This is a genomic window from Paraburkholderia bannensis (genome assembly GCF_014200455.1).
Classification (GTDB): domain Bacteria; phylum Pseudomonadota; class Gammaproteobacteria; order Burkholderiales; family Burkholderiaceae; genus Paraburkholderia; species Paraburkholderia bannensis_A.
Window position 1 is genome coordinate 374,772 of record NZ_JACHBW010000001.1, and the last position, 25,348, is coordinate 400,119.

Consider the following 25,348-nt stretch of genomic DNA (forward strand, 5'->3'; position numbering starts at 1 on the left):
AAGATCGGGTCCCTACATCCGATATGTATAGGGAAATCGTGCGCCAACTGCGCCAATGCGCCAACGCGGCCCGAAAAGCCTTATCCAGCAAGGCTTTCAACATTGGCGCACTTTTCAGAATCTGCGCCAACGTTGGCGCATCAGCACGGACAAGCCTGCGCTTCTTCTTTCATATTGCAAAAGCGCCAACAATGCGCCAACAATGCGCCAACGCTGAAAGCCCTATCCAGCAAGGCATTCATGGATCGTTGGCGCAGTTGGCGCAGTTGGCGCAGTTGGCGCATGGTTTTCTCTATACGTGCGCGCGTAGACGACAAAAACTACCGCGACGGTGGCCCTTGTTACGTGAGCGCGGCATTATTCGTCATCGTCATCAGGCGGAGCCTCACCTGCGCGCGACCGCATTCGATATCCGTCGCCGAGATTGATGCCCTTGAATTTGCCGATGTTGACCTTGTAGGAGCGCCGCTTCTCGTTACGGTGCAACATGCCCGCCTCATGCAACACGCGGCACGCGCGAAGCATGTCAAACCCGGCGATGACTTCGTTGCGGAAAGCGTGCTCACGCACATAGAACGTGACTTGATCGTCCTTGTAACGACGAAAACCCATTGCGTCGCGCACGCTCGGCTCTTGCGGGTCTGCCTCAGTAGAAAGCAGGATGAAGCGGCCAAACTCGTTTGACAGCAACACAGCGTTCGCCTGCTCGATCAAGCGCGCGTCATCACGATCGCCCGTACCGAACACGTCGAGCCAGCGCTTCCATACGCAATCAATGGCAGCGCGCGCCTCCTCTTGAGTCCATCCCGTCAGTCCTGCGCGGGCGGCGAGGACAGCGGCGGCCGACAGGATCGCAAACTTGCGCGTCGCGCGGCGCACTGGCGGGGCCGATCCGTCTGGAACCATCGCGGCCATGCGTTCGCGCTCGCGATTGATCGTATCGCGAGCTTCATCCCACCTGGAAACCAGCCATTCCACAAATGCACGCCCGAGCGAGCCGTGGCACTCGTGCGATGCCGACGAGAATGCTTCAGCAAACTCGCCCGCCGTCGCGAATTCATGCAAGCAGTCGAATGCGCGATGCGCGCCCCCGTCGGCAGGCACGTCGAGCATACGGATTTCCTGACCGCCCCGAGGTTGCAAGCCTCCCTCGCTCAGATAGCGGCTCATAGCGACTTCGCCCGTCGATAGGAGCGTCGAGAGCCACGATCGGGCCGCGACCGTACCGCCGTCGCGCGCGCCCTGCGACTTAGACTGCCCGTTCAACATCAGGTAAAGCGCGGGGCCAATGCGGCTCGCGTCGCCCGCACCAATTTCGTCGAGATACAGCAGCCGATGGTTAGCGGCCTCGGCATTCAGCGCGTGCCCGAGAGACGTGCCGCTCCAGCTTGTCTTTGTGCGCAGCGGATCGCCCCAAACGCTCGCGGCAACGTCGCCGCACGTCGTCTTGCCTGATGACGTGTTCGCGTACAAATGCAGCCCAATGCCGTCTTTCTCGCCTGCGATCGGCAGCAGAGGCCCAGCCAGCGCGCACGCAATTGCTGCCATTGGCAGCGCATTTCCACGCGCGAGCCTGCCAACTGACGCGCGCCACTCGTCGAGCGTTCCGCACGCGGCGTATGCCGCAGGATTGCTCAGGCGGCCATCGAAGTGCATGCGGCCATCCGGCGTACCGATCACCGTGCCGTCCGGCATCACAAACGAGCGGCATTGCCAGCCGGGCAGGCTAATGATTTTGTAGTGCGTCTCGCGGTTCCACGTTTGCAACCACAAAGCCAATCGCTCGCGGGCAGAGCGCCCCACAGCAACCGCCAGCCCGCCATTGCGCAACCGAGACCAGCCCTCGCGCTCGCCGATTTCGGCGCACGGCATGGCGGTAGTCACAGCCTGCTTGTTTCCGGGGCGGTTCCAGCGAAGCACGCGCACCTGACGGCCCGAGTCATCAGAGCCGATACCGAGAATTTCGAGCGGGTCACACAACCAAAGCGGCGCGGCATGAGTCAAATCGCCGGTTTCAGAATCGACCTTGACGCCGACGAAGTACGTCCCCGACGGGCTAACCGAAACGTGCTCCACTGGATCGCCATTCGGCCCATAGGCGCTCTCGCGCTTGCCTTCAATAACGGCCGCCATCGCCGCATCAAGTACGGCCGTCACGGCGCTCGCGCCGCGCGCTGCGTGCATATCGTTGAAATCACTCAGGCCCGCATCGCGCTCGCCGTCGAACGTAGGGTATACAGCCACGCCACCGACCGCCTGCGCGGCCTCTCGCGCCTTCTCAGCCCCATTCCCGAGGTCCCCGCATACGACAAGCCTCGCGGCCGGATGCTTCGCCTTCAGCGCCTCTGCAACCTTGAGCAGATTGCCGCACGACAATGCAGCGACAGCAGGCGCGCCAGTGCATTCGTGAACCGATAGCGCGGTCGCCACGCCTTCGCAGATATGGATCAGCGGCGCATCCTCTGCAATCGGCCCGGTGGCCCAGAACCCGCCAGCCTTCACGCCGCCCGCCAGCGCGGCCTTGCGGCCGCCGCCGTCAATCATTTCGATCGTCGAGAGCTTGCCGCCCACCATCACCGGCACGATCAGGATGCGGCCCTCCAGCGGCATGTCGCCGCTTTTCGGCTGATAATCGATCAGGGTCGCCAGCTTGGCCGCCACAATCTCGCACAGGCCGTCGACGGGCTGGATGCCCTTGAGCACCAGATACGGATTTGTAGCGCTGACGGCCGCTGCGTTCGCCAGCACAGCGAACGACGTCGCCGCCGCGTGGCTGGCCCTTGCTTCACGATTCTGCGCGTCCTGCGCCGCACGCTGCTCGCGCTCTGCGCGAGATCGAGCCTGCAACGCAGAATCAACCGTAGCCGCAGCAGGGCTGCGCGTATCGAACCCGAACCCCTTGGCGATATGGAACAGCGTATTGATCGCGATGCCGCCGTCTGCTGACAGCGAGCGCCACGTGCTGCGCACCGCCGCTGCATCGTAGCTCTTGCCGCGCTGGCTCCACTCGTCGAATAGCTCAAAGCCACCGTCACCCATTTCGTGCTTGAGAGACGCGCCGACGCGCACCCACTCGTCACGTTCCAGATCGGCCGGAATGAAGCCCATCGCAGCGCGAATGCGCTCTTCGCCAGTGATCGCCATCATGCGCCTACTCCCGAGAGGCGTTCGGCTTTGTCGTGCAGATGCAGGCTCAGAGATTCGAGGCGGTCACCGAGCAATGCCGCTGCTGATGACGCGAGAGCTAAAAGATGGTCGGATTCAGCACTGGCAAGGGTTTCGGCGTTGCCATGGGTGCGCTCAACCGTAGCTATGCGCGCAAGGCTGATCGCTGCAGCGGTGCCACGTGCGACGCTGTGTGCGTGCTCCAGCAGGCCAGAGACGCTCTCGGGCAATGCGTTGTCGCAGAACTGCTTAAGGAGGGTGTCACGCATCACGAGCCTCCTCGCGGGCAATGTCGGCCAGACGGCGCAGAGCGTCGCCGGTTAAGTCGAGCGCATCAAATACCGTCGGCGCGGTCGCTGCGTCACGCAGTGCGGCACGGATGATTTCGAGAACGGGAGAGTGTTGGGGTACAGACGTGCGCGAACGCGCACTACGGGCGGTGATCGCCATAGCGGGTGCTCCTACGTGAGACTTGGAAGCCACCGCCACTGTTTTCAAGCAATGGGGGTGGGTGGGGTGTTGAAAACGCGTACGTAGCCGCGCCGCCAGCCTTACGGACAGGCGCACCCCACCCATTGAGTGGAAATCTGGACGCAAAAATACCGCGCTTACGGGCGCGGGGTAGCCGCTACGTATGGTGTTTTCAAGCACCGTCCGTGAAGTATACCCCGGCAACGTTGGGGCGCAATCCCCCTTCGCATCACGTACTGCGATGGCAAGAGCGCAGGCTACGGCGGCGGTTGCGATATTCACGCTCCCTCCTCTTCGTCAGCATTGCGCACGATTTCGAGCAAGTCAGCGAAGCGAGAGACAAACCATTGCGGCTGAGTTTCGCGCGGCGACTGCGCATCCACGACGTTCTTGCCGTACGCAAGGCCGTGCTGGGTGATGACCCAATACGCCTTCTCGCCGGACGGGTAGCGGGCCTTCTGCGACGTTTTGCGCATGCGCTTGTGCATATACCCGAGACGCGCCAGCGCCGCATTGAAGCGCGCGGCATTCATCGCAGAGCCGTGCGCTTTCAGCAAATCGGTTGCCGAACTGGTGGCCTCGCTCGATCCCGTGTTCGAATCGCTCGGCGCGTCGATGGCGTGGCGCGGCAGGATTTCCGCGCTCAAGCCGTGAATCTTCGCGACACGCGTGAGCAGCGTTACACGGCCGGACTGCGATACGTTCAACATGCGCGCGGCAGCCTCCGCCAGCGCAAGGTCGCCCGTAACCGTAGCTTGTGGGCGCGGAGGGGTCTGCGGCGCGCTCGGCGCAGCGTAGCGGCCAGTCTTGCGGATCGACGGCAGGACTTCGGACGTGACCCACTGACGGAAGGTCCTTGCCTCTGGCTTGCGGCTGTTGAAAATCAGCGCGTACATGCCAGACTCGTTGCATATGTTGAGTTTCTGCGGGCCGCCAAGGGTGCTAATAGTAGTAGCACCCTTTTCACTTGCTTCGAGCCCGCGCATCGCTGCCTCTGCCTTTCTGATACCGAGAATCGAGCACAGGTCGCGCGTCACAAACCACGGCTCGCCGTCGATCGTGACGACGCGAACGGCCGCCCCGTCGAACGAGAACGGCAGCACGTCAGGCGCACGAAGCTCGCGCGGCAAGTGCAGCCCAGAGCGAGGCGCGCCTGCCGCAATGACGCGATTGCCCGAATTGCTCGCCGGATTCATTACGCGGCCTCCGGGGCGCGGTAGCCCGCAGGGTCTACCAGGAATTTCTCTACATCTGCCAACCGCCAGCCTACGCAGCGGGGACCCAGCTTGATAGGTGCTGGGAAGGTTTTTTCGCCAACCCGACGATAAATTGTGGTCCTAGAAAATCCCGTCGCGATTTCAACTTGCCGTCGGCGAAGGATCTGAAGTGCAGAATTAATTTGCGCGGCCACAGGCGCCTCCTTGGTACGCCCCGGTACATCCCGGGAATTAAGGGGCGAATAATTTCATAGCGCAAATGAAATTTCAAGAAAATAATTTTCTTTTTATTTCAACAACATAGATAAATCTATACTTAACCACATAGCATCGGCATAGATTTATAAATTATCCCAACAACATCCGCCTCATAGATTTATCTATATCAAATCCGCATCAAAAATTCGGATATTTATTAAATCTATCAGGGACTTCGAATACTGTTTGCGATGTTGTCTGATGCAAAAATTACTGCCAGTCGGACTATCCCGCTGACTAGATATTGCAAGCACACTGACAGCGCTCGAACGACAAAAACGCGCATTGCGCTATCTGCAAGACGGGCGTTAGTGGCGAGCACCATTCGCCCCCTGCATAGCTCTCAGAATCGTGGCGACTGCTACGCACCGCCTGCGATAACCGGGCAGCACCATGTGTCTGATGGTATTTTTGATGGTATCTCGCTATCAAAAAAACTACACAGCCATGCCAGACTTGAGATAGCGGGAATTTTTTCATTCCGGCCCGAGCACCAGATACCAGACGACAAAGCCCCGCTTGCGCGGGGCTTTGTCGTTTCCGGCGCGCCAAAACGCGCCTCGGTAACATCACCGCAGATTCGTTTCCGCCAGCTCCAACACCTCATCGCCGCGCCCGCTCAGCACCGCGCGCAGCATGTACAGGCTGAAGCCCTTGGCTTGCGCCCATTGCAGCTTCGGCGGCATCGCCAGTTCGTGCTTCGCGGTCACCACATCGACGAGCGCCGGTCCCGGATGTGCGAACGCTTCGCGCAGCGCATCGTCGAGCGCCTCCGAGGTTTCCACCCGCACGCTGAACAGTCCCGCCCCCCTGGCGATATCCGCGAAGTTGGTCGCCGCGAGATCGGTGCCGGTTTCCACGTAGCCGCCCGCCTTCATCTCCATCGCCACGAAACCGAGCGAGCCGTTATTCAGGACAACGATCTTGATCGGCAGGTCGAGCTGGCGCGCGGTGAGAATATCGCCGAGCAGCATCGACAGTCCGCCGTCGCCCGACAGCGAAATCACCTGACGCCCCACGTGCGCGGCCTGCGCGCCGAGCGCCTGCGGCATTGCGTTCGCCATCGAGCCGTGGTTGAACGAGCCATGCAGCCTGCGGCGGCCGTTCATCGTCAGATAGCGCGCGGCCCATAGCGTGGGTGTTCCGACGTCGACGGCGAAGATCGCATCGTCGGCGGCGAGCGCATCGAGGCGCGCGGTCACGTATTGCGGATGCAGCGGCTTGCCCGCGGGCGCCGGGCGCGCGAGATCGTCGAGCCCCTTGCGCGCCTCGGCGTAATGTCCGCGCGCCTTGGTGATGAAATGGCGGTTGGTCTTGCGCGCGAGCTTCGGCATGAGCGCGCGCAAGGTCTCGCGCACATCGCCGATCAAACCCTGCGCGAGCGGCGCGCGTTTGCCCAGCGCCGCCGCATCCCGGTCGATCTGCACAATGTTGGCGTGTGCGGGATAAAAGTTGCGATACGGGAAATCCGTGCCGAGCATCACCAGCGTGTCGCACGACATCATCGCGTGATAGCCAGAACTGAAGCCGATCAGGCCGGTCATGCCCACGTCGTACGGGTTATCCCATTCGACATATTGCTTGCCGCGTAACGCGTGAACGGTCGGCGCGCCCAGCGCATCCGCGAAGGCCACCACTTCGTCGTGCGCACCCTTGCAGCCGCTGCCGCACAGCAGCGTCACGGCCTCCGAGCGGTTGAGCAGTTCAGCCAGCCGGTCGAGATCCGCCGCCGTGGGCAAGGTCGCGGGCCGCTCGGTCTGCGCCCAGTTCGGCTCCTCCTCGGGCGCGTCGAGCAGCGCGACGTCGCCCGGCAGCACGATCACGGCCACGCCCTTCTGGTCGATCGCCGTGCGCAGCGCCGTGGCCAGCACGCGCGGAAACTGCGACGGGTTGGTGACGAGCTCGACATAGTGAGCGCACTCGCGAAAAAGTTCGGTCGGGTGGGTTTCCTGGAAGTAGCCGAGACCGATTTCCGTCGACGGGATATGCGCGGCAATCGCCAGCACCGGCGAACGGTTGCGATGACAGTCGTAGAGGCCGTTGATCAGGTGCAGGTTGCCGGGGCCGCAACTGCCCGCGCAGACCGCAAGCCGACCGGTCGCGGCAGCTTCGGCGCCGGCCGCGAAGGCGGCTACTTCCTCGTGACGCGTATGCATCCAGCGGATCGTACCGAGCTTGCGCAGGCTCGCCGACAGCCCGTTCAGGCTGTCGCCCGTCACCCCCCAGATCCGCTCGACACCTACCGTTTCGAGCGTCTTCGCCAGAAAATCCGCAATCGTCTTCGCCATGCTGTCCTCCACGTAAGCTGACAGGCGCAACGCACACCGCACGACGGCGGCGCGGCGCTGCGCGAAAGAAAAAGGGGAAGCGAGCAGCCCACGCGCGATGGCAAGATGGACCTTGGGCCACTGCATCGCGATACGTTACGCCAACCTCGCGAAACACGTCGCGAACAGCGTTCAACTGCAACCGGATTGGATGCGAAGTGCAAGCCGATCGTCGGCGAGCGCAGCGATGCGCGCGTGCCGCGCCCCGTGCTTCGCTAAAATGCTGCGGTTTCAGGTAGCCGGCGTCTCGTCATGAATCTCGAAAGTATTCTTTTCTCGCAGGGCTTCGGCACGCGCCGCCAATGCCGCGGCCTGGTCGCCGACGGGCGCGTGAGCGTCTCAGGCGAGCCCTGCACCGACCCGCTCGCCGACTTCGACACGGCCGGTCTGGTCTTTAGCGTCGATGGTGCATCGTGGCCGTTTCACGAACGCGCTTATCTCGCGCTGAACAAGCCAGCGGGCTACGAGTGCTCGCGCGATCCGCAGCATCATTTGAGCGTGTTTCATCTGCTGCCGCCGCAGTTCGCCGAGCGCAACGTGCAATGCGTGGGCCGTCTCGATCAGGACACGACCGGCCTCTTGCTGCTCTCCGACGACGGGCAGTTCGTGCACGCGTTCACTTCGCCCAAACGCAAGGTGCCGAAGATCTACGTGGCGACGACGCGCCATCCAATCGACGATACGCAGTTGCAGGCGCTGCGCGACGGCGTCCTGCTGCACGGCGAACGCACGCCGAGCGCGGCGCTCGCGGCCAGCGCACGCAGCGGGCACGAACTGGAGTTGAGCGTGCTCGAAGGCAAGTATCACCAAGTCAAGCGCATGGTGGCCGCAGCGGGCAACCGTGTGGAGGCGCTGCATCGCGAGCGCATCGGCGGCTATACGCTGCCCGCGAACCTCGCGCCGGGCGCCTGGAAGTGGCTCGACGACGCCGCCCTGGCCGCATTGCGCAACACGGGGTAAACCACGGCGCATGCCGCGCGGCCTTGTCCCTCCGGGCGGCCGGCGTTTTCATCGGTTGAATGCGCCCTTTTTCGCCGCGCCGCAGCATGCTCTTGCTGACACCCCGCCCTATACTCCCTTAAACAACGATTACAAGTTTCAAGGAGGGGCATCATGGACATCAACGACACATTCGGGATTCCATTCGTGTTGATGGCTTTCATGGGTCTAGGGGTGATTCTGATCGGCGGCTTGCTGGCGTCGATGCACTATCGGCATCAATACCATCCGAATCTGATCGGAGCGCTCATCGGGGCTTTGCTGTGCTTCCTCCTGATCGAGGCGCTGCCGGCAATCACGTGAACGGCACGCTTGCGCCGCGCCGCCCATCCGCCCTTACGGGTGCGGCGGCAGCGAGCGCATGGTCTCGCTCAAAAACGCATCCACATCGGGATAACGCAGGCGCACGCGCAATTCGCGCTTGAGCCGCGTATTGTCCAGCCGCCGCGATTCCCGCATGAACGACAGCAGCACCGGGTCGAGCTGGCGCTCGGCCACGGCGCGGCTCACGCGCGGCGCGCGCTCCAGACCGAAGGCGTCCGCGACCCGGTCGAAATATTCCCCCATCTTCAGCTCGCTATCGTCGCTCGCGTGGACGATGCGGCCCGCTTTGCCGTGGGTGGCCATGCGCACGAGGATGGCGGCGAGATCGTCGGCGTGGATGTGGCTGGTGTAGACGTCATCCTCGGCTGCGAGCGCCGGTGTGCGCTTTTCCAGCCGCGCGAGCGGCAGGCGGCTCGCCGCATAAATGCCGGGAATGCGGGCGATGGTCGCCTTGAGCGCGCCGCTTGCCGTGGCGCGCCGCATCTGACGCTCGGCGGCTACGCGACGTTTGGCCCGCGCGTTGGCCGGGCGCGGCGTGCGCGTTTCGTCGATGCGCGCCCCGCCGCAATCGCCGTATACGCCCGTGGTGCTGGCATAGACGAGTGTCGGGCGCAGTCGTGGGGCGGGTTGGGCGCGACGGGTTCGTAAGGTGCGCTCGGGTACAATAGAGGATAGCCTTGGCGCCGAAAAAGTGCCTGATGCCGTGCGCAAGGACGTGCCCAACTTCGTGCTCCAGGCGGCGCGCATTTTGCGACCGAAGTGACGTGCGGGCGATCGGCGGCGCGCCTTGAGCGCGGCGATGAGCCTGCGGGTGCGCAAGTCGTCGTCGCCGTCTTTCTGCGGTGGCGCGAGATGCAGCACGGTACCGGCGAGCCCCGCCAGCCGCGCCATGCGCGAACGCTGGTCGAGGTCGCCTAGCACCGGCACGGCGCCGGCGGCGCGCAGCAGATCGACGCGCTCAGGTTGGCGGGTCAAGGCGAATACGCGCGGGCGCGCGCGGCGCGCCTGCAGTTGCTCGACGCAGCGCAGGCCGACGTCGCCGCAACCGACGATAAGGATGCGCGCACGGCGCAAGGTTCGTGTGGCAATCATGGTGGACCTATTTTATCCGCCGCCGGGCGCAGTGACCCGCGACGAACCCTGCGACGACGGTCCGAACCGGCTCAGACTGACTCAATGACTCAATGACTTAATGACTCAAGCCGGTTCATCCCCGAATGACAGACTTACGCTTTCTCGAATATGGCTTTCAACGTAACGCTTAAGCAAAGTGGCCGGCAATTCCAGGTCGAGCCCGACGAAACCGTTCTCAACGCAGCCCTGCGTCAGGGCGTCGGCATTCCCTACGGCTGCAAGAACGGCGCGTGCGGTTCGTGCAAGGGCACGATCTGCAGCGGCGAAATCGAACAACGCGCCCACGCGGCCTCGGCGCTTTCGAACGACGAACGCACGCGCGGCATGGCGCTCCTGTGCTGCGCAACCGCCCAGACCGACCTCGAAGTCGACATCCGCGAAGTCGCGGGCGTGGGCGACATGCAGGTGCGCAAACTGCCTACCCGCATCGCCGCGATCGAGCGCCGGGCCGACGACGTCGTCGTGCTCAAGCTGCAGTTGCCCGCCAACGAGCGCCTCCAATACCTCGCCGGCCAGTACCTCGAATTCATCCTCAAGGACGGCACGCGCCGCTGCTACTCGATGGCCAGCGCCCCGCACGAGGAGGGTCCGATCGAGCTGCACATCCGCCACATGCCCGGCGGCAAGTTCACCGACCACGTCTTCACGCAGCTTAAGGAGCGCGACATCCTGCGCTTCGAGGCGCCGCTCGGCACCTTCTTCCTGCGCGAGGATTCGGACAAGCCCATCGTACTGCTTGCCTCGGGCACCGGCTTCGCGCCGCTCAAGGCGATCGTCGAGCATGCGGTTCACAAGAACCTGGACCGCCCGATGACGCTCTACTGGGGCGCGCGCCAGAAGAAGGATCTGTACCTGATGGAACTCGCCGAACAGTGGGCGAAGGAGATCCCGAACTTCCGTTTCGTGCCGGTGCTCTCCGAACCCGCCGCCGAAGACGGCTGGAGCGGTCGCACCGGGTTCGTGCACCGCGCGGTGATCGAGGATCTGCCCGATCTGTCGGCCTACCAGGTCTACGCCTGCGGCGCGCCGGTCATGGTGGAATCGGCTCAACGCGACTTCACGATGCACCACGGCCTGCCCGAAGACGAGTTCTACGCGGACTCGTTCACCAGCGCCGCTGATCTCGCGAACGCGGTGTAACGCCGCTTGCCAGAGGCTTGCGCCGCACCCGTTTTGCGCGCAAGCCCGCCCGCCGTCACGAAAATTTCTTCGGGGGCCTGCACATTGACGGTTTACATCGCCGATCCGCTTGTCGTATTCTTGCGCCCATGAACTGCATCCCGTCCGCTCTCCGACGTCGCCGCTCGCCCCACCTTTAGGGCCTGGCTAGTCGCGGACGCGCGTTGCACAACCCAACGCACAGGAAGTTCGAATCACGAAAGCCACGGCCAGCCCGTGGCTTTTTGTTTTTCTGCGGTATCTATTCAACCCTGTTTTCAACCCTTTTTGCCATCCCAGCGCGGAGCCCGTTGCCATGAATTTTTCCGAGTACCCGATCGAGTCGCTGATGTACATCACCAACCGGCCCGAAATCGTTTTCACGCATGGCAAGGGGTCGTGGCTCTACGACAACGAAGGCAAGCGCTACCTTGACTTCATCCAGGGCTGGGCCGTCAACAGCCTCGGTCATGGCAACGAAGGCATGATCGAAGCACTGGAAAGGCAGGCGCGCCTGCTGATCAACCCGTCGCCCGCCTTCTACAACGAGCCGATGGCGAAGCTCGCGGGCCTGCTCACCGAACATAGCTGCTTCGACAAGGTGTTCTTCGCCAACAGCGGCGCGGAAGCCAACGAAGGCGCGATCAAGCTCGCGCGCAAGTGGGGCAAGAAGCATCGCGACGGCGCGTTCGAGATCATCACGTTCGACCACAGCTTCCACGGCCGCACGATCGCGACGATGTCGGCGAGCGGCAAGCCGGGCTGGGACACGATCTACGCACCGCAAGTGCCGGGCTTCCCGAAGGCCGATCTGAACGACATCGCCTCGGTCGAAAAGCTCATCACCGGCAAGACGGTGGCCGTGATGCTCGAACCGATCCAGGGCGAAGGCGGCGTGATTCCCGCCACGCGTGAATTCATGCAGGCACTGCGTGCGCTCACCAGGAAGCACGGCATCCTGCTGATCGTCGACGAAGTGCAGACCGGTTGCGGCCGCGCGGGCACCCTGTTCGCCTACGAACTCTCGGGTATCGAGCCGGACATCATGACGCTCGGCAAGGGCATCGGCGGGGGCGTGCCGCTCGCGGCGCTGTGCGCGAAGCAGGAAGTCTGCGTGTTCGAAGCGGGCGATCAGGGCGGCACCTACAACGGCAACCCGCTGATGACGGCGGTCGGCTACTCGGTGATCTCGCAACTGGTCGCGCCGGGCTTCCTCGAAGGCGTGCGCGCTCGTGGCGAATATCTGCGCGAAAAGCTGCTCGAACTGTCGGCCGAACGCGGCTTCCAGGGCGAGCGCGGCGAAGGTCTGCTGCGTGCGCTGATGCTTGGCAAGGACATCGGCCCGGAAATCGTCGAAAAGGCGCGCGTCATGCAGCCGGACGGCCTGCTGCTCAACGCCGCGCGCCCGAACCTGCTGCGCTTCATGCCTGCGCTGAACGTCACGAACGAGGAAATCGACCAGATGATGGCGATGCTGCGCACCATCCTCGATTCGCTGTAAGCACACGGAGCACGCGATGTCTTTCACCCTGCGGGTTTTCTCGGAAGCCGATACCGAAGCCGTGCTCGCGCTCTGGCTGCAGGCGTTTCCCGAGTACAACGACGCGAGCCGCCCGCACCGCGATCCGCGCCTGTCGATTGCGAACAAGCTCGGCACGCAGCCGGAGCTGTTCTTCGTCGCCGTGCGCGAGGGCGGCGATGAGGATGGCGCGGTCGTCGGCACGGCGATGGCGGGTTACGACGGACATCGCGGCTGGCTCTACTCGCTGGCGGTTTCGCCCGACGCGCGGCGGCTGGGCATCGGCACCCGTCTCGTGCGCCATGCGGAAAGCGCGCTAGCCGCGATGGGCTGCCTCAAGCTCAATCTGCAGGTGCTCGCCGATAAACCCGAGGTGATCGCGTTCTATGATGCGCTCGGCTACCGCGCGGATGCGGTGGTGAGCCTTGGCAAGCGGCTCGCTGTACCGCAGGAGTCCGAAGCGATCGCCTGAACCACGCGCCGCGCTATCGGCCATGAAAAAAGCCGCATGAGCATCACGCTCATGCGGCTTTTTGTCCTTCTGCGATGCGGTCACACGGACCGCAGCATCTTATTCACCGAGGTAAGCAGCACGCACCTTCGGATCGTCGAGCATCTGCTTGGCGTCGCCTTCCATCGTCACGAGACCCGAATCCATCACGTAGCCGCGGTTCGCCGCCTGCAGCGCCAGACGCGCGTTCTGCTCGACCAGCAGCACGGTGATGCCTTCCGACGAAATCGTACGCACCACTTCGAAGATCTTCTCGACCATGATCGGCGACAGACCCATCGACGGCTCGTCCAACAACAGCAGCTTCGGACGGCTGATGATCGCGCGCGCCATCGCCAGCATCTGCTGCTCGCCGCCCGAGAGCGTGCCCGCGAGCTGCGTGGCGCGTTCCTTCAGGCGCGGGAAGAAGCCGAACATGCGATCGACGTCCTTCGCGATGCCATCCTTGTCGTTGCGCAGGTACGCGCCCATCTGCATGTTCTCGACGATCGACATGCGCGCGAAGATGCCGCGGCCTTCCGGCACCATCGCCAGCCCCTGCTTGAGCAGTTCGTGCGCAGGGATGCCCTTGATCGACTTGCCCATGTACTCGATGTCGCCGGCCGAATACGCCTTCAGGCCCGTGATCGCCTTCATGGTGGTGGTCTTGCCGGCGCCGTTCGCGCCGATCAGCGTGACGAGTTCGCCCTGCTGGACCTCCATGTCCACGCCCTTCACTGCCTGGATGCCGCCGTAATTGACCTGCAGGCCTTTGATTTTCAACATCGGTGTAGCCATCAGTGAACTCCCGCGCCCAGATATGCTTCGATAACCTTCGGGTCCTTCTGCACGTCCTGCGGCAGCCCTTCGGCGATCACCTTGCCATAGTCGAGCACTGTCATGCGGTTGCACAGGCCCATCACCAGTTTCACGTCGTGCTCGATCAGCAGGATGGTCTTGCCATCGGCGCGGATCTTGTCGAGCAGGCGCGTGAGTTCGACCTTCTCGGTCGCGTTCATGCCCGCTGCCGGCTCGTCGAGCGCCAGCAGCTTCGGATCGGTTGCGAGCGCACGCGCAATTTCCAGACGGCGCTGGTGGCCGTAGGACAGATTGCGCGAGGTGTAGTCCGCGTATTGCGCGATGCCCACGTATTCGAGCAGTTCGATCGCGCGTTCCTTGATCTCACGCTCTTCCTTGCGCTCCGAAGGCGTCTGGAACACGGCGCCCAAGAGGCCGTGTTTGGTCCGCACGTGACGGCCGACCATCACGTTTTCGAGCGCCGTCATACCGCCGAACAGGCGAATGTTCTGGAAGGTGCGCGCGATACCGGCCTTGGCGACCTGGTACACGGCGGTCGGCGTATAGGCCGTGCCGTCGAGCTTGAACTCGCCCGAATCCGGCGTGTAGAGGCCCGTGATCACGTTGAAGAACGTGGTCTTGCCGGCGCCGTTCGGGCCGATCAGGCCGTAAATGGTGCCTTCTTCGATCTGCAGGCCCACATCCGACAAAGCCTGGAGGCCGCCGAAGCGCTTGTTCACGCCCTGGACGGAGAGGCGGATTTGCTTGTTGCTCATATGTGTGGCCCCCTTAAGCGCGCACCGGCTTCTTGCTGCCGCGTTTGGCGATTTTCGCGATCTTGTCTTCGTGCTTCGGCGCGGGCCAGAGGCCTTCCGAGCGGTACAGCATGATCACGACCATGGCGAGACCGTAGAGCAGCTGGCGAATCACTTCCGTATCGACGATCTCATGACCGAAGATCGCGTTCTGCAGCGGACCCATGGTCGAGCGCAGGAATTCCGGGAAGATGGCGAGCAGCACCGCGCCCAGGATCACGCCCGGAATATGGCCCATGCCGCCCAGCACCACGCAGGCCAGCACCACGACCGATTCCCAGAACGTGAACGATTCCGGCGACACGAAGCCCTGGAACGAGCCGAACATCGCGCCCGACAGACCGCCGAACGACGCGCCCATCGCGAAAGCGAGCAGCTTGACGTTACGCGTGTTGATGCCCATCGCCTTGGCGGCGATTTCGTCTTCGCGGATCGCGGCCCATGCGCGGCCGATACGCGAGTGCTGCAAACGCGTACAGACCCAGATCACGAACAGCGCGCACACCACGAACGCGTAGTAATACATGTACACCGACGGGAACGAGAACCCGAGGAAGGTGTGTGTCTGCGAGAGATTGAAGCCGCCGATCGTCAGCGGATCGATACCCGTGATGCCCTTCGGGCCGTTGGTGATGTTCACCGGACGGTCGAGGTTGTTCATGAAGATACGAACGATTTCCCCGAAGCCCAGCGTCACGATCGCGAGGTAGTCGCCGCGCAGTCGCAGCGTCGGAGCGCCGAGCAGCACGCCGAACAACGCTGCCAACGCCATCGCACACGGGATGATGACCCAGAACGGCGCATGCAGCCCGTTGGGGAACATGTGTGCGATCCACTCGAACTGGCTGGTCAAATGCGGCGACGACAGCAGCGCGGCCACGTAGGCGCCCACCGCGTAGAACGCGATGTAGCCCAGGTCCAGCAGGCCGGCAAAGCCCACCACCACGTTCAGGCCCAGCGCGAGCATCACATAGAGCATCGCGAAGTCCAGCACGCGCACCCAGTAATTGCCGCCCGTTGCGCCCACCACCATCGGCAGCGCGATCACGAAGGCCGCCGTGAGAACGCCCACGGTCAGCGTCTTCGTCATGTTCTTTTCGGGGATGAGCGTCGTCGACGGCTCGATCGGTTGAATGGAAGTCATGTTGTCCTACCCCCTCTTATGCGCGGTCCGCGACACGTTCGCCCAGCAGCCCCGACGGACGGAACACGAGCACGACGATCAGCACGACGAATGCGAAGACGTCCTGATAGTTACTTCCGAATACCCCACCGGTCAGATTGCCGATGTAGCCTGCGCCAAGCTGCTCGATCAGACCGAGCACCACGCCGCCGACCATCGCACCGCCGAGGTTGCCGATACCGCCCAGCACCGCTGCGGTGAATGCCTTCATACCCGGGATGAAGCCCATGTAGAAGTGCGCGTTGCCGTATTCCGAAGCGATCATCACGCCAGCCAGCGCCGCAAGCGCCGACCCGATCATGAAGGTGGCCGAAATCACGAAGTTCGGGTTCACGCCCATCAACGAGGCGTTGTTCGGGTTCTCCGCGATCGCACGCATGGCGCGGCCGAGCTTGGTGCGGTGCACCAGCAGCAGCAGGCCCCCCATCACGAGGAACGCGACGACAATGATGACGATTTCGGTCGGCGAGATCACCGCGCCCACGCCGGTATCAGTCGGCTTGATGACGTTGATCGGATCGGTCGAGATGAGTTGCGGGAACGGCAGCGGATTGCGGCCCCAGATCAGCATCGCGAGCGTCTGCAGCAGGATCGACACGCCGATCGCGGTGATCAGCGGGGCGAGGCGCGGCGCACGGCGCAGCGGCCGGTACGCCACCCGTTCAATGGTGTAGCCCACGAATGCACAGACCACGGCGGCGATCACCAGCGCGATGCACAGCGTGGGGATGTTCCCAAGGCCCGGGAAATGGTTCTGCAGCACCGTGATCGCGGACAGCGCAACCATCGCGCCGACCATCAGCACGTCGCCGTGCGCGAAGTTGATGATGCCCAGAATCCCGTACACCATCGTGTAGCCCAGCGCGATGATGGCGTAGATGCTGCCTAGCACCAGCCCATTCAGGACCTGCTGGATGAAAATATCCATTTAATGCTCCTTTGCCCGTGCGACCGGATTCGCGCTTGTCATCAGCCGGTGGGCGATGTTTTACGGAACCGCAACGACACTCTCGGGTACTGAAGTAAAAGACCGGTAACGGTTGGCCACATCTGGTTCGCGTTGCCGCTGTGTCGCAGCGGCAGGCTCGCCAGAGGCGGATGCAAAAACGGCACCGTCGGATGGTTCGGTGCCGTCGGGTTCAACTACCTGTCACGTTCGCTGCGACGCGCATGTAGCGAGCCTCGCGGCCAGCTACATCTGCGCCTTGCGTCATGACTCCCCTTTCCAGGCGGATCGCGGCACTCGCGGTCACGGCGTCGATCGACGCTGTGGAGCCGCGCAGTCCTGCGGTCGAACTGGCAAACAGTTCCTGGGTTCGAGCCGCGCTACCTTTTACGGCAGCATCGACACCAACTTTTGGGTCCGTTACGAAATCCGCTTCTGCGGGTTTCGCGGCGCCGTTGCTATATGCAACATGCGTGCCAGTTTTCATGACAACGGAGAGGATTGCGGTTCCGGTCGGCTCGGCAGCGTGCACCTGCTTCAGGCACACGTGGCTCAAACGCCTTTCCCCAAGGCGTTCGTGGCCGTTGTCATCGTCGTTTCCGGAATGCATATCGGTTCTCTCCGGGAGCGCAACGGTCATCGAAGTCGCATTCATGCCCGATTCAGGACCACGGGAAAACCACCTGAGGGGTGGCCAACCGCAGCCGCGAAAGAGGCGGCGAAAGCAAACTCGAATTGCATTTAAACAGGTCTCCTGCACCTTCCGAAATGCTTGCCTGGCGGGCCTCACGCGGACGTTTGGCCCTTCAGAACGCGCGCATTGTAACTCCAATTATGCGGCCGGCAATATTGTTGAACCGACAGGGTTTTCCTGCATTGCAACCACTCTCCGAAAGAAGAAGCCGACAGAGGTTGCACCCTTGGTTGCGCCGCATTTTCGTGCATCAGTTGCACCAGAATTCGGCGCGATTCGCATCAAGTGTTGTGAGCAGCGGCCGCTGTCCCTTATGGGGCGGGCATCGCATCTGTGATACCGGGGATTTAAGCAATTATTGAGTGCTAGCACCAAGTTGGTGCGATGAATTTGTTCAGGACTGCGCACACCCGATTAAACGGGGTCATATCTTCGGAATCGACCCTGCCCTATAGCGAAAACACTGATACGAGCAGGGTGTAGCAACGCGGTTTACCTCACGTTTCTCATGATTGATCCCCAATTATTGGATGCGGTCGGCTTTCGACTGCAGCGTGCGGACAAGAAAAAAGCGCGCCATTGGCGCGCTTCAGACATCAAGCGAAAAGCGGGGCTTGCGTGTCAGACGGGCTGACCGAGACCGCGCGGCAACGGGAACGCGATGTTTTCCTCGATGCCTTCGAGCGCCCGCACGTTGCGCACGCCCAGTTCGTTCAGACGCTGAATGATCTGCTGCGCGAGCGCCTCGGGCGCGGACGCGCCGGCCGTCAGGCCGATACGACGCTTGCCCTCAAGCCACTTCGGATCGATCTGCTCGGGCGCATCCACCATATAGGCGGGGATGCCGCGCTTTTCCGCGACTTCTCGCAGGCGGTTCGAGTTCGAGCTGTTCGGGCTGCCCACCACGATCACGACGTCGCACTGCGGCGCCATGAACTTGACCGCGTCCTGACGGTTTTGCGTGGCGTAGCAGATGTCCTGCTTCTTCGGCTCGCGAATCGCGGGGAAGCGCGTTTTGAGCGCAGCGATGATGTCGGCGGCATCGTCCACGGAAAGCGTGGTCTGCGTGACGAACGCAACGCGCTCGGGGTCGCGCAGCGTGAGCGCTTCGACGTCGGCGATGTCCTCGACGAGATACATGCCCTCGCCGACCTGCCCCATCGTGCCTTCCACTTCCGGGTGGCCCTTGTGGCCGATCATGACGATGTCGAGGCCTTCGTCGCGCATCTTCGCGACTTCCACGTGCACCTTGGTCACGAGCGGGCACGTGGCGTCGTAGACGCGCAGGCCGCGTGCTTCGGCGTCGGCGCGCACCGCCTTGGAGACGCCGTGGGCGCTGAAGATCACCGTGTTGCCCGCCGGCACTTCTTCGAGCTGCTCGATGAAGATCGCCCCCTTCTTGCGCAGATCCTCGACGACATACGCGTTGTGGACGATCTCGTGGCGCACGTAGATGGGCGCGCCGTGGATCTGGATGGCCCGCTCGACGATCTCGATGGCGCGATCGACGCCGGCGCAGAAACCGCGCGGCTGGGCTAGCAGAATTTCAGCGTTGGCGAGAAAGGACGTGTCCGTGGTCATGGGCTTTCTTTACAGGATTCCAATGATTTGCACTTCGAACGCAACCGCCTGGCCTGCGAGCGGGTGGTTGAAATCGAACAGCGCCGAGGTTTCGTTCACTTCCTTGAGCACGCCGGCGTAACGGTCGCCGTTGGGCGCGTTGAATTCGACCAGATCGCCGGGGCGGAAGCTCTCGCCGATCACTGCGTTGTCGCGCAGGGTCTTGAGCGAAATGCGCTGGATCAGGTCGGGGTTGCGCTGACCGAAGGCAACGCCCGGTTCTAGCTGAAAGGTGGAGTGGTGCCCCACCTTGAGACCCCGCAGAATATCTTCCAGCGGCGGCGCGAGCTGACCGGCGCCAAGCAGCAGCGTGGCGGGCCGGTCGACAAAGGTGTTGACGATCTCGGTGCCATCGGCGAGCGAAAGCCGGTAGTGCAACGTGACGTGGGAACCGGGTTTCACCTCGGAGATGTCGATGATGCTCATGCGGTACTCATTTTCGTCTGGGCGCGCCCGCCGTGCGTGCTCGCCCCTGGCGCCCCTGGGGGCCGGCCCGGCCGCCGCCTGACAGCGGTCGGAAAACCCGTATTGTAAGCCACATAGTTCCAGGACGGACGCCGCGCGCATGGCCGGAGCCGCCCTCGCAGAGGAGGTCGAATGTTCGAAATTGCCTGTGACAAGCCGCACCGGGGTAGCGCTGCCGCGTGTGCCAGCGCGCTGCCGCCGTTGCCGGGTCTGGGCCCTGGCGGAGCGGTCGCGTTCGCTCCGCCCGAGCCCGGCGTGCCGCGCCGCCCGGCCATGCCGCGCGAGCGGCTGCGCGAAGCCGGGCCTGGCTCGCTGTCAGATCTTGAGCTCGTCGCGCTGCTGCTCGGCTCCGGCCTGCCGGGTCACGACGTATTCGAAGTCGCGCGCTCGCTGCTCAAGCACTTCGGCTCGCTGCGCGCGATGCTCGACGCCGGGCGCGAGGAGTTCGAGGGCATCCGCGGCATCGGCCCGGCCAAGTCATCGAAATTCGTGGCCGTGCTGGAACTGGCGCGGCGCGCGCTCGCCGAACAGATCGAGGAAAAACCGCTGATCGATTCGCCGGGCGCGGTGGAGGACTATCTGCGCTTGCTGATAGGTGGGCGCGCGCATGAAGTGTTCGTCTGCCTCTTTCTGGACATCCGGCACCGGCTGATCCGCACCGAGGAGAGTACGCGCGGCACGCTCACGCGCATGGCCGTGTATCCTCGCGAGATCGTGCGGCGCGCACTGATGCTCAATGCCGCGCGTCTGATCGTTGCGCACAATCACCCGTCCGGGGCCGTGCAGCCCAGCGCGAGCGACCGGCGCCTCACGCGGATTCTGCGCGAAGCGCTGGCCCTAGTCGACGTGCAGCTCGTCGACCATCTGATCATCGGCACACAGGAGACGTTTTCGTTCGCGCGCCACGGTCTGGATTAATGTCGCGCGATTTGCTCAAACCCGATTTGCTCAAACCCTTTTAAGCCGATGGCGGCGCGCAACCGCAACACGACACACGCGCCGCCACACTATCGCCAAATCGAGTTTGATTTTCCACGCATTTTCCTGCTAGAATCGTGGTTTGCCTATTTCCAACCCTGTCCGAAGCCCTTTGAGGCATACCGGCGGAAATATGGCCTGGGTTCGAGGTTGTCTCTCATCCATACGTGAGCGCTCTCTTTTCCGGCCATTTCTCGCCCAGAAAACTCAGCGGCTTTCGAACTCAGAATACGTAGGAGTGCTCTCATGGCACGCGTATGTCAAGTCACTGGGAAAGCGCCGATGAGCGGCAACAACGTTTCCCACGCGAACAACAAGACCAAGCGTCGTTTCCTCCCGAATCTGCAAAACCGCCGATTCTGGGTTGAAAGCGAGAACCGTTGGGTGCGTCTGCGCATCTCGAACGCAGGCCTGCGCCTGATCGACAAGAACGGCATCGATTCCGTGCTCGCAGATCTGCGCGCACGCGGCGAACTGTAAGGAGTAAATCATGGCCAAGGGCATCCGCGACAAGATCAAGCTCGAATCGACCGCAGGTACGGGTCACTTCTACACGACCACGAAGAACAAGCGCAACATGCCGGAAAAAATGTCGATCAAGAAGTTCGACCCGGTTGTTCGTAAGCACGTCGAGTACAAGGAAACCAAGATCAAGTAATTGATCCGGTTTCGAGCCTGACGAAGACAAGAAAAGCCCCGCCTCTGGCGGGGCTTTTCCTTTTTGCCCTCCCCTTAATCCCCTCCCTCCTCAAGTGCGGCTTTTCCTACGCTCCCTACTCGGAGTATGCTTGCCGCTTCACCCGCCGCCAGCGCAGCTACCACGCGATGTGGACACGCGCATGACAGCGGCAGACAGCGCAAAGAGCAGAACAAGCGAGACGGAGAAGCGGGACCATGAATTTCGATGTAGCGATCGTCGGCAGCGGGCTGGCGGGATTGAGCGTCGCCCTGAACCTCGCCGAGACGCGCCGCGTGGTGGTGATCGCCAAGCGCGCGATGACCGAAGGCGCGAGCGATCGCGCGCAAGGCGGCATTGCGGCGGTGCTCGATTCGGCCGACAGCGTGGAAAACCATGTCGATGACACACTGGTCGCCGGCGGCGGCTTGTGCGACGAAAGCGCAACCCGCTATATCGTCGAGCACGGCCGCGCCGCCATCGAATGGCTGATCGCCCAGGACGTGCCGTTCACGAAGGACGCCGCCGCCGAACTGGGCTTCCACCTTACGCGCGAGGGCGGCCACAGCCATCGCCGCATCATCCATGCAGCTGACGCCACCGGCCACGCCGTGGTGCAGACGCTGCTCGAACGCGCGCGCCAGCACCCGAACATCACGATCCTCGAAGATCACCAGGCGATCGATGTCATCACCTCGGACCGTCTTGGCCTGCCGGGCCGCCGCTGCCACGGTCTCTACGCGCTCGACCTGCAAAACGACCGCACGGTGACGATCCAGGCGCCGCATACGGTGCTGGCCACCGGCGGCGCGGGCAAGGTCTATCTCTATACGACGAACCCCGATACCGCGACCGGCGACGGCATCGCGATGGCCTGGCGCGCGGGCTGCCGGGTGGCGAACATGGAATTCATCCAGTTCCACCCAACCTGCCTGTTCCACCCGCACGCCAAGTCTTTCCTGATCACCGAAGCCGTGCGCGGCGAAGGCGGCCTGCTGCGCCTGCCCGACGGCACGCGCTTCATGCCCGAACACGATCCGCGTGCCGAACTCGCGCCGCGTGACATCGTCGCGCGCGCCATCGACTTCGAAATCAAGAAGCACGGTATCGACTGCGTGCATCTCGATATCAGCCATCAACCGGCCGCGTTCCTCGAGGAGCACTTCCCCACCGTCCTCGCGCGCTGCCGCGAGTTCGGCATCGACATCACCAGGCAGCCGATCCCGGTCGTGCCCGCCGCGCATTACACCTGCGGCGGCGTCGTGACGGATCTGGCGGGCCGCACCGATCTCGCTGGCCTCTATGCCGTTGGCGAAACCTCGTACACCGGTCTGCATGGCGCGAATCGTCTGGCCAGCAACTCGCTGCTCGAATGCCTCGTGATTGGCCGCTCGGCCGCCGAGGCGATCGAAGCGGAAGGCTTCGAAGCCAGTGCGCACGCCCCGCTGCCCGACTGGGACGAGAGCCGCGTATCGGATTCCGACGAGGAAGTCGTGGTCGCTCACAACTGGGACGAACTGCGCCGCCTGATGTGGAATTACGTCGGCATCGTGCGCACGGACAAGCGGCTTGAGCGCGCGCAACACCGCATCTCGCTGCTGCGCGACGAAATCCAGGAGTACTACGCGAACTTCCGCGTCACACGCGATCTGCTGGAGTTGCGCAATCTCGTCGAAGTCGCGTCGCTGATCGTCGAAAGTGCGCGCTCGCGCCGCGAAAGCCGCGGCCTGCACTACAGCCGCGACTGGCCGAACTCGTTGCCCAAGGCGCTGCCGAGCGTGCTGTCGCCTGAGCGCGTGCGCAATCGCACTGTCGCCTGAGTCCGCTGGCAACACCCCGCGCAAGCTAAAAAGGCCGTCTCTCGCGAGACGGCCTTTTCACGTTTCTACTGCGATTAAGACCAGACGCTCAGACGATCCGCATCGAAAAGTCAGTCGCGCGCACGTCCTTCGTCAATGCGCCGATGGACACGCGGTCCACGCCGGTTTCCGCGATCGTGCACACGCTATCGAAGTTCACGCCGCCCGAGACTTCGAGCACCGCGCGCCCCGCCGTGCGCTGAACCGCTTCGCGCATCATCTCGAAAGAGAAGTTGTCGAGCAGCACCGACTTCGCGCCATGAGCGAGCGCCGTATCGAGTTGTTCGAGCGTTTCCACTTCGATCTGGATCGGCACGCCCGCGTTGAGCGCCAGTGCCGCGTCCATTGCCGCGCCCACGCCGCCGGCTGCCGCGATATGGTTTTCCTTGATCAGGATGCCGTCGTACAGCGCCAGACGCTGGTTCACGCCACCGCCCACGCGCACTGCGTACTTCTGCGCGAGGCGCAGGCCGGGCAGCGTCTTGCGCGTGTCGAGGATGCGCGTTTTCGAATGCGGGATCGTGGCGACCGCATCGACATAACGGCGCGTCGCGCTCGCCACGCCCGAAAGCAGCTGCAGGAAATTCATCGCGTTGCGCTCGGCCGTGAGCAGCGAGCGCGCCGGACCGCGCAGCGAGCAGACCGGCGTGTCCGCCGTCATGCGCTCGCCTTCGCGATAGTGCCAGCGCACTTCGATGCGCGGATCGACCTGCTTCACCACGCCGTCGAACCACAGCACGCCGCACAGCACCGCATCTTCGCGCACGATGATGCGCGCGTCGCGCACTTCATCGGCGGGCACGAGGCGCCCGGTCTGGTCGCCAGTGCCGACGTCCTCCGCGAGTGCATCGGCAACATTGCGCGCTATCGCCTCATCGAAGGCCGCGCCGTATTGCGCGCGCACTTCGGTCAGCAGGGACGACACCGCGTCCACGGCCAGCAATTCCAGTGCACCCATCAAGCAGCCCCCACTTGTGAGAACAACGCGCCGTCGCGAGCGAGATCGCCGCTCGCCTGCACGCGGCGCTTGTGCTCGGCCGCGAACGCCAGCATGCGGTCGATCGGCAGACGCGCACGCTCGCCGATGGCGGCATCGACGAAGATTTCGTTGTGACCGCGCTCCAGCACGTCGGCGAGATTCGCCAGGCCGTTCATGGCCATCCACGGGCAATGCGCGCAGCTCTTGCAGGTCGCGCTGTTGCCGGCCGTGGGCGCTTCGATGAAAGTCTTGCCGGGCGCGGCCAGGCGCATCTTGTGCAAGATGCCCAGATCGGTCGCGACGATGAAGCGCTGCGCGTCGAGCTTCACGGCGGCGTCGATCAGTTGCGTGGTCGAGCCGACCACGTCCGCGAGCGCCACCACGCCTTCCGGCGATTCCGGATGCACCAGCACCTTGGCGTCGGGATATTCGGCGCGCAGCAAGTCGAGCTCGATGCCCTTGAACTCGTCGTGCACGAGGCAGGAGCCTTGCCAGAGCAGCATGTCGGCGCCGGTCTTCTTCTGGATGTAGCTGCCCAGATGGCGATCCGGCGCCCAGAGAATCTTTTCGCCCTTCGCGTGTAGATCGGCGACGATTTCCAGACCGATCGACGACGTGACCATCCAGTCCGCGCGCGCCTTCACGGCCGCGCTGGTGTTGGCGTAGACCACCACGGTTCGATCGGGATGCTGATCGCAGAACGCCGAGAATTCGTCGGCGGGGCAGCCGAGGTCGAGCGAGCAGGTCGCATCGAGGTCCGGCATCAGGATGCGCTTGTTCGGGCTCAGGATCTTCGCGGTCTCGCCCATGAAGCGCACACCAGCAACCACGAGCGTCTGCGCTTCGTGATCGCGGCCAAACCGCGCCATTTCGAGCGAATCGGCCACGCAGCCGCCGGTTTCGTCGGCCAGTTCCTGCAATTCGGCGTCAACGTAATAGTGCGCGACCAGCACCGCTTTTTCGCGCTTGAGCAATGCGCGGATGCGCTCCTTCAATGCAACGCGCTCCGCCATCGAAGGCGCATCGGGCACTTTCGCCCACGCCTGCCCGACACCGCATACCGCGCCCTGCGGACGGTCGAATTCGACCGCTTTAATCGCCTGACTCATGATCTCCTCTACCGGCCAGGAGCGTGAGGTTTGACCGATTGGTACCGACTCATGCTCCGACCCCATGCAACTTCGTTGCGTCTCGTCCGATCGCTGCGGCGCCCTGCTTTTTCCGCGGCCCAAAAAGAAAAACCCCGCCAACGCGGGGTTTTGTGACGTACCTG

General features: G+C 63.3%; 25 protein-coding genes. 9 read left to right on the forward strand and 16 right to left on the reverse strand.

Annotated features, from left to right (window positions below; all coding sequences use genetic code 11):
* Nucleotides 1-357 precede the first annotated feature (357 nt).
* The 6 genes from F4827_RS01755 to poxB all read right to left on the reverse strand — a co-directional run bounded on the left by F4827_RS01755 (nucleotide 358) and on the right by poxB (nucleotide 7,399).
* Complete coding sequence (locus F4827_RS01755) at nucleotides 358-3,147, reverse strand: DUF927 domain-containing protein (protein ID WP_183720412.1); 2,790 nt, start codon at nucleotides 3,145-3,147, stop codon at nucleotides 358-360.
* Complete coding sequence (locus F4827_RS01760; RefSeq protein WP_183720409.1) at nucleotides 3,144-3,434, reverse strand: hypothetical protein; 291 nt, start codon at nucleotides 3,432-3,434, stop codon at nucleotides 3,144-3,146. The genes F4827_RS01755 and F4827_RS01760 overlap by 4 nt, the downstream gene beginning before the upstream one ends.
* Nucleotides 3,427-3,615: a hypothetical protein gene (locus F4827_RS01765; RefSeq protein WP_183721394.1), complete on the reverse strand. Its 189-nt coding sequence runs from the start codon at nucleotides 3,613-3,615 to the stop codon at nucleotides 3,427-3,429. The genes F4827_RS01760 and F4827_RS01765 overlap by 8 nt, the downstream gene beginning before the upstream one ends.
* Before the next feature lie 299 nt (nucleotides 3,616-3,914).
* Nucleotides 3,915-4,832 (reverse strand): Bro-N domain-containing protein, encoded by a 918-nt coding sequence (locus tag F4827_RS01770; protein WP_183720406.1) that lies wholly within the window; start codon nucleotides 4,830-4,832, stop codon nucleotides 3,915-3,917.
* Nucleotides 4,832-5,047, reverse strand: coding sequence for an AlpA family transcriptional regulator (locus tag F4827_RS01775; protein WP_183720403.1), 216 nt, complete (start codon nucleotides 5,045-5,047; stop codon nucleotides 4,832-4,834). The genes F4827_RS01770 and F4827_RS01775 overlap by 1 nt, the downstream gene beginning before the upstream one ends.
* Before the next feature lie 633 nt (nucleotides 5,048-5,680).
* Entirely contained in the window at nucleotides 5,681-7,399 is a 1,719-nt protein-coding gene (poxB, locus tag F4827_RS01780) for a ubiquinone-dependent pyruvate dehydrogenase (RefSeq protein ID WP_183720400.1), read from the reverse strand.
* 291 nt (nucleotides 7,400-7,690) lie between these two features.
* Between poxB and F4827_RS01785 the strand changes: the two genes are divergently transcribed.
* Together F4827_RS01785 and F4827_RS01790 are read left to right on the forward strand one after the other, a co-directional pair.
* Nucleotides 7,691-8,398: a pseudouridine synthase gene (locus F4827_RS01785; protein ID WP_183720397.1), complete on the forward strand. Its 708-nt coding sequence runs from the start codon at nucleotides 7,691-7,693 to the stop codon at nucleotides 8,396-8,398.
* A gap of 153 nt (nucleotides 8,399-8,551) precedes the next feature.
* On the forward strand, nucleotides 8,552-8,740 hold the full coding sequence (locus tag F4827_RS01790) for a hypothetical protein (RefSeq protein ID WP_103706452.1): 189 nt from the start codon (nucleotides 8,552-8,554) through the stop codon (nucleotides 8,738-8,740).
* 33 nt (nucleotides 8,741-8,773) lie between these two features.
* Here the strand turns inward: F4827_RS01790 and F4827_RS01795 are convergent, their stop codons facing one another.
* Nucleotides 8,774-9,853 (reverse strand): NAD-dependent epimerase/dehydratase family protein, encoded by a 1,080-nt coding sequence (locus F4827_RS01795; RefSeq protein ID WP_183720394.1) that lies wholly within the window; start codon nucleotides 9,851-9,853, stop codon nucleotides 8,774-8,776.
* A gap of 150 nt (nucleotides 9,854-10,003) precedes the next feature.
* Here F4827_RS01795 and F4827_RS01800 point away from each other — a divergent pair, with 150 nt between their 5' ends.
* The 3 genes from F4827_RS01800 to F4827_RS01810 all read left to right on the forward strand — a co-directional run bounded on the left by F4827_RS01800 (nucleotide 10,004) and on the right by F4827_RS01810 (nucleotide 13,044).
* Nucleotides 10,004-11,035 carry a CDP-6-deoxy-delta-3,4-glucoseen reductase gene (locus tag F4827_RS01800; protein ID WP_183720392.1) on the forward strand — a complete coding sequence of 344 codons (1,032 nt, stop codon included), beginning with the start codon at nucleotides 10,004-10,006 and terminating at the stop codon, nucleotides 11,033-11,035.
* A gap of 334 nt (nucleotides 11,036-11,369) precedes the next feature.
* Nucleotides 11,370-12,554, forward strand: a complete 1,185-nt coding sequence (locus F4827_RS01805) for an acetylornithine transaminase (protein WP_183720389.1) — start codon at nucleotides 11,370-11,372, stop codon at nucleotides 12,552-12,554.
* Nucleotides 12,555-12,570: 16 nt separating this feature from the next.
* A complete protein-coding gene (locus F4827_RS01810) occupies nucleotides 12,571-13,044 on the forward strand; it encodes a GNAT family acetyltransferase (protein ID WP_183720386.1) in 474 nt (157 codons plus the stop codon).
* 99 nt (nucleotides 13,045-13,143) lie between these two features.
* Here F4827_RS01810 and F4827_RS01815 read toward each other — a convergent pair whose 3' ends face one another.
* From F4827_RS01815 to F4827_RS01845, 7 genes are all read right to left on the reverse strand, one after another.
* A complete protein-coding gene (locus F4827_RS01815; RefSeq protein WP_183720383.1) occupies nucleotides 13,144-13,860 on the reverse strand; it encodes an ABC transporter ATP-binding protein in 717 nt (238 codons plus the stop codon).
* The gene (locus F4827_RS01820; protein WP_183720379.1) at nucleotides 13,860-14,636 is read right to left on the reverse strand and encodes an ABC transporter ATP-binding protein; all 777 of its coding nucleotides are present in this window, start codon (nucleotides 14,634-14,636) and stop codon (nucleotides 13,860-13,862) included. Before F4827_RS01820 ends, F4827_RS01815 begins: the two co-directional genes overlap by 1 nt.
* Before the next feature lie 13 nt (nucleotides 14,637-14,649).
* Nucleotides 14,650-15,819 carry an ABC transporter permease subunit gene (locus F4827_RS01825; RefSeq protein ID WP_183720376.1) on the reverse strand — a complete coding sequence of 390 codons (1,170 nt, stop codon included), beginning with the start codon at nucleotides 15,817-15,819 and terminating at the stop codon, nucleotides 14,650-14,652.
* A gap of 16 nt (nucleotides 15,820-15,835) precedes the next feature.
* Entirely contained in the window at nucleotides 15,836-16,786 is a 951-nt protein-coding gene (locus tag F4827_RS01830; RefSeq protein WP_183720373.1) for a branched-chain amino acid ABC transporter permease, read from the reverse strand.
* Nucleotides 16,787-16,997: 211 nt separating this feature from the next.
* Entirely contained in the window at nucleotides 16,998-17,459 is a 462-nt protein-coding gene (locus F4827_RS01835) for a hypothetical protein (RefSeq protein ID WP_183720370.1), read from the reverse strand.
* Between the two features lie 660 nt (nucleotides 17,460-18,119).
* Nucleotides 18,120-19,079 (reverse strand): 4-hydroxy-3-methylbut-2-enyl diphosphate reductase, encoded by a 960-nt coding sequence (gene ispH, locus F4827_RS01840; RefSeq protein ID WP_183720367.1) that lies wholly within the window; start codon nucleotides 19,077-19,079, stop codon nucleotides 18,120-18,122.
* A 9-nt stretch (nucleotides 19,080-19,088) separates the two neighbouring features.
* Nucleotides 19,089-19,544, reverse strand: a complete 456-nt coding sequence (locus F4827_RS01845; protein WP_183720364.1) for a peptidylprolyl isomerase — start codon at nucleotides 19,542-19,544, stop codon at nucleotides 19,089-19,091.
* A gap of 171 nt (nucleotides 19,545-19,715) precedes the next feature.
* Here F4827_RS01845 and radC point away from each other — a divergent pair, with 171 nt between their 5' ends.
* The 4 genes from radC (at nucleotide 19,716) to nadB (ending at nucleotide 23,057) form a co-directional block, all read left to right on the forward strand.
* A complete protein-coding gene (gene radC / locus F4827_RS01850; protein ID WP_183720360.1) occupies nucleotides 19,716-20,501 on the forward strand; it encodes a RadC family protein in 786 nt (261 codons plus the stop codon).
* 306 nt (nucleotides 20,502-20,807) lie between these two features.
* Complete coding sequence (gene rpmB / locus F4827_RS01855) at nucleotides 20,808-21,041, forward strand: 50S ribosomal protein L28 (protein WP_027794135.1); 234 nt, start codon at nucleotides 20,808-20,810, stop codon at nucleotides 21,039-21,041.
* Nucleotides 21,042-21,051: 10 nt separating this feature from the next.
* Entirely contained in the window at nucleotides 21,052-21,219 is a 168-nt protein-coding gene (rpmG, locus tag F4827_RS01860) for a 50S ribosomal protein L33 (RefSeq protein ID WP_027817504.1), read from the forward strand.
* Between the two features lie 236 nt (nucleotides 21,220-21,455).
* Entirely contained in the window at nucleotides 21,456-23,057 is a 1,602-nt protein-coding gene (gene nadB / locus F4827_RS01865) for an L-aspartate oxidase (RefSeq protein ID WP_183720357.1), read from the forward strand.
* An 88-nt stretch (nucleotides 23,058-23,145) separates the two neighbouring features.
* Here nadB and nadC read toward each other — a convergent pair whose 3' ends face one another.
* Nucleotides 23,146-24,054 (reverse strand): carboxylating nicotinate-nucleotide diphosphorylase, encoded by a 909-nt coding sequence (nadC, locus tag F4827_RS01870; RefSeq protein WP_183720354.1) that lies wholly within the window; start codon nucleotides 24,052-24,054, stop codon nucleotides 23,146-23,148.
* The gene (gene nadA / locus F4827_RS01875; RefSeq protein WP_183720351.1) at nucleotides 24,054-25,184 is read right to left on the reverse strand and encodes a quinolinate synthase NadA; all 1,131 of its coding nucleotides are present in this window, start codon (nucleotides 25,182-25,184) and stop codon (nucleotides 24,054-24,056) included. The genes nadC and nadA overlap by 1 nt, the downstream gene beginning before the upstream one ends.
* Nucleotides 25,185-25,348 lie beyond the last annotated feature (164 nt).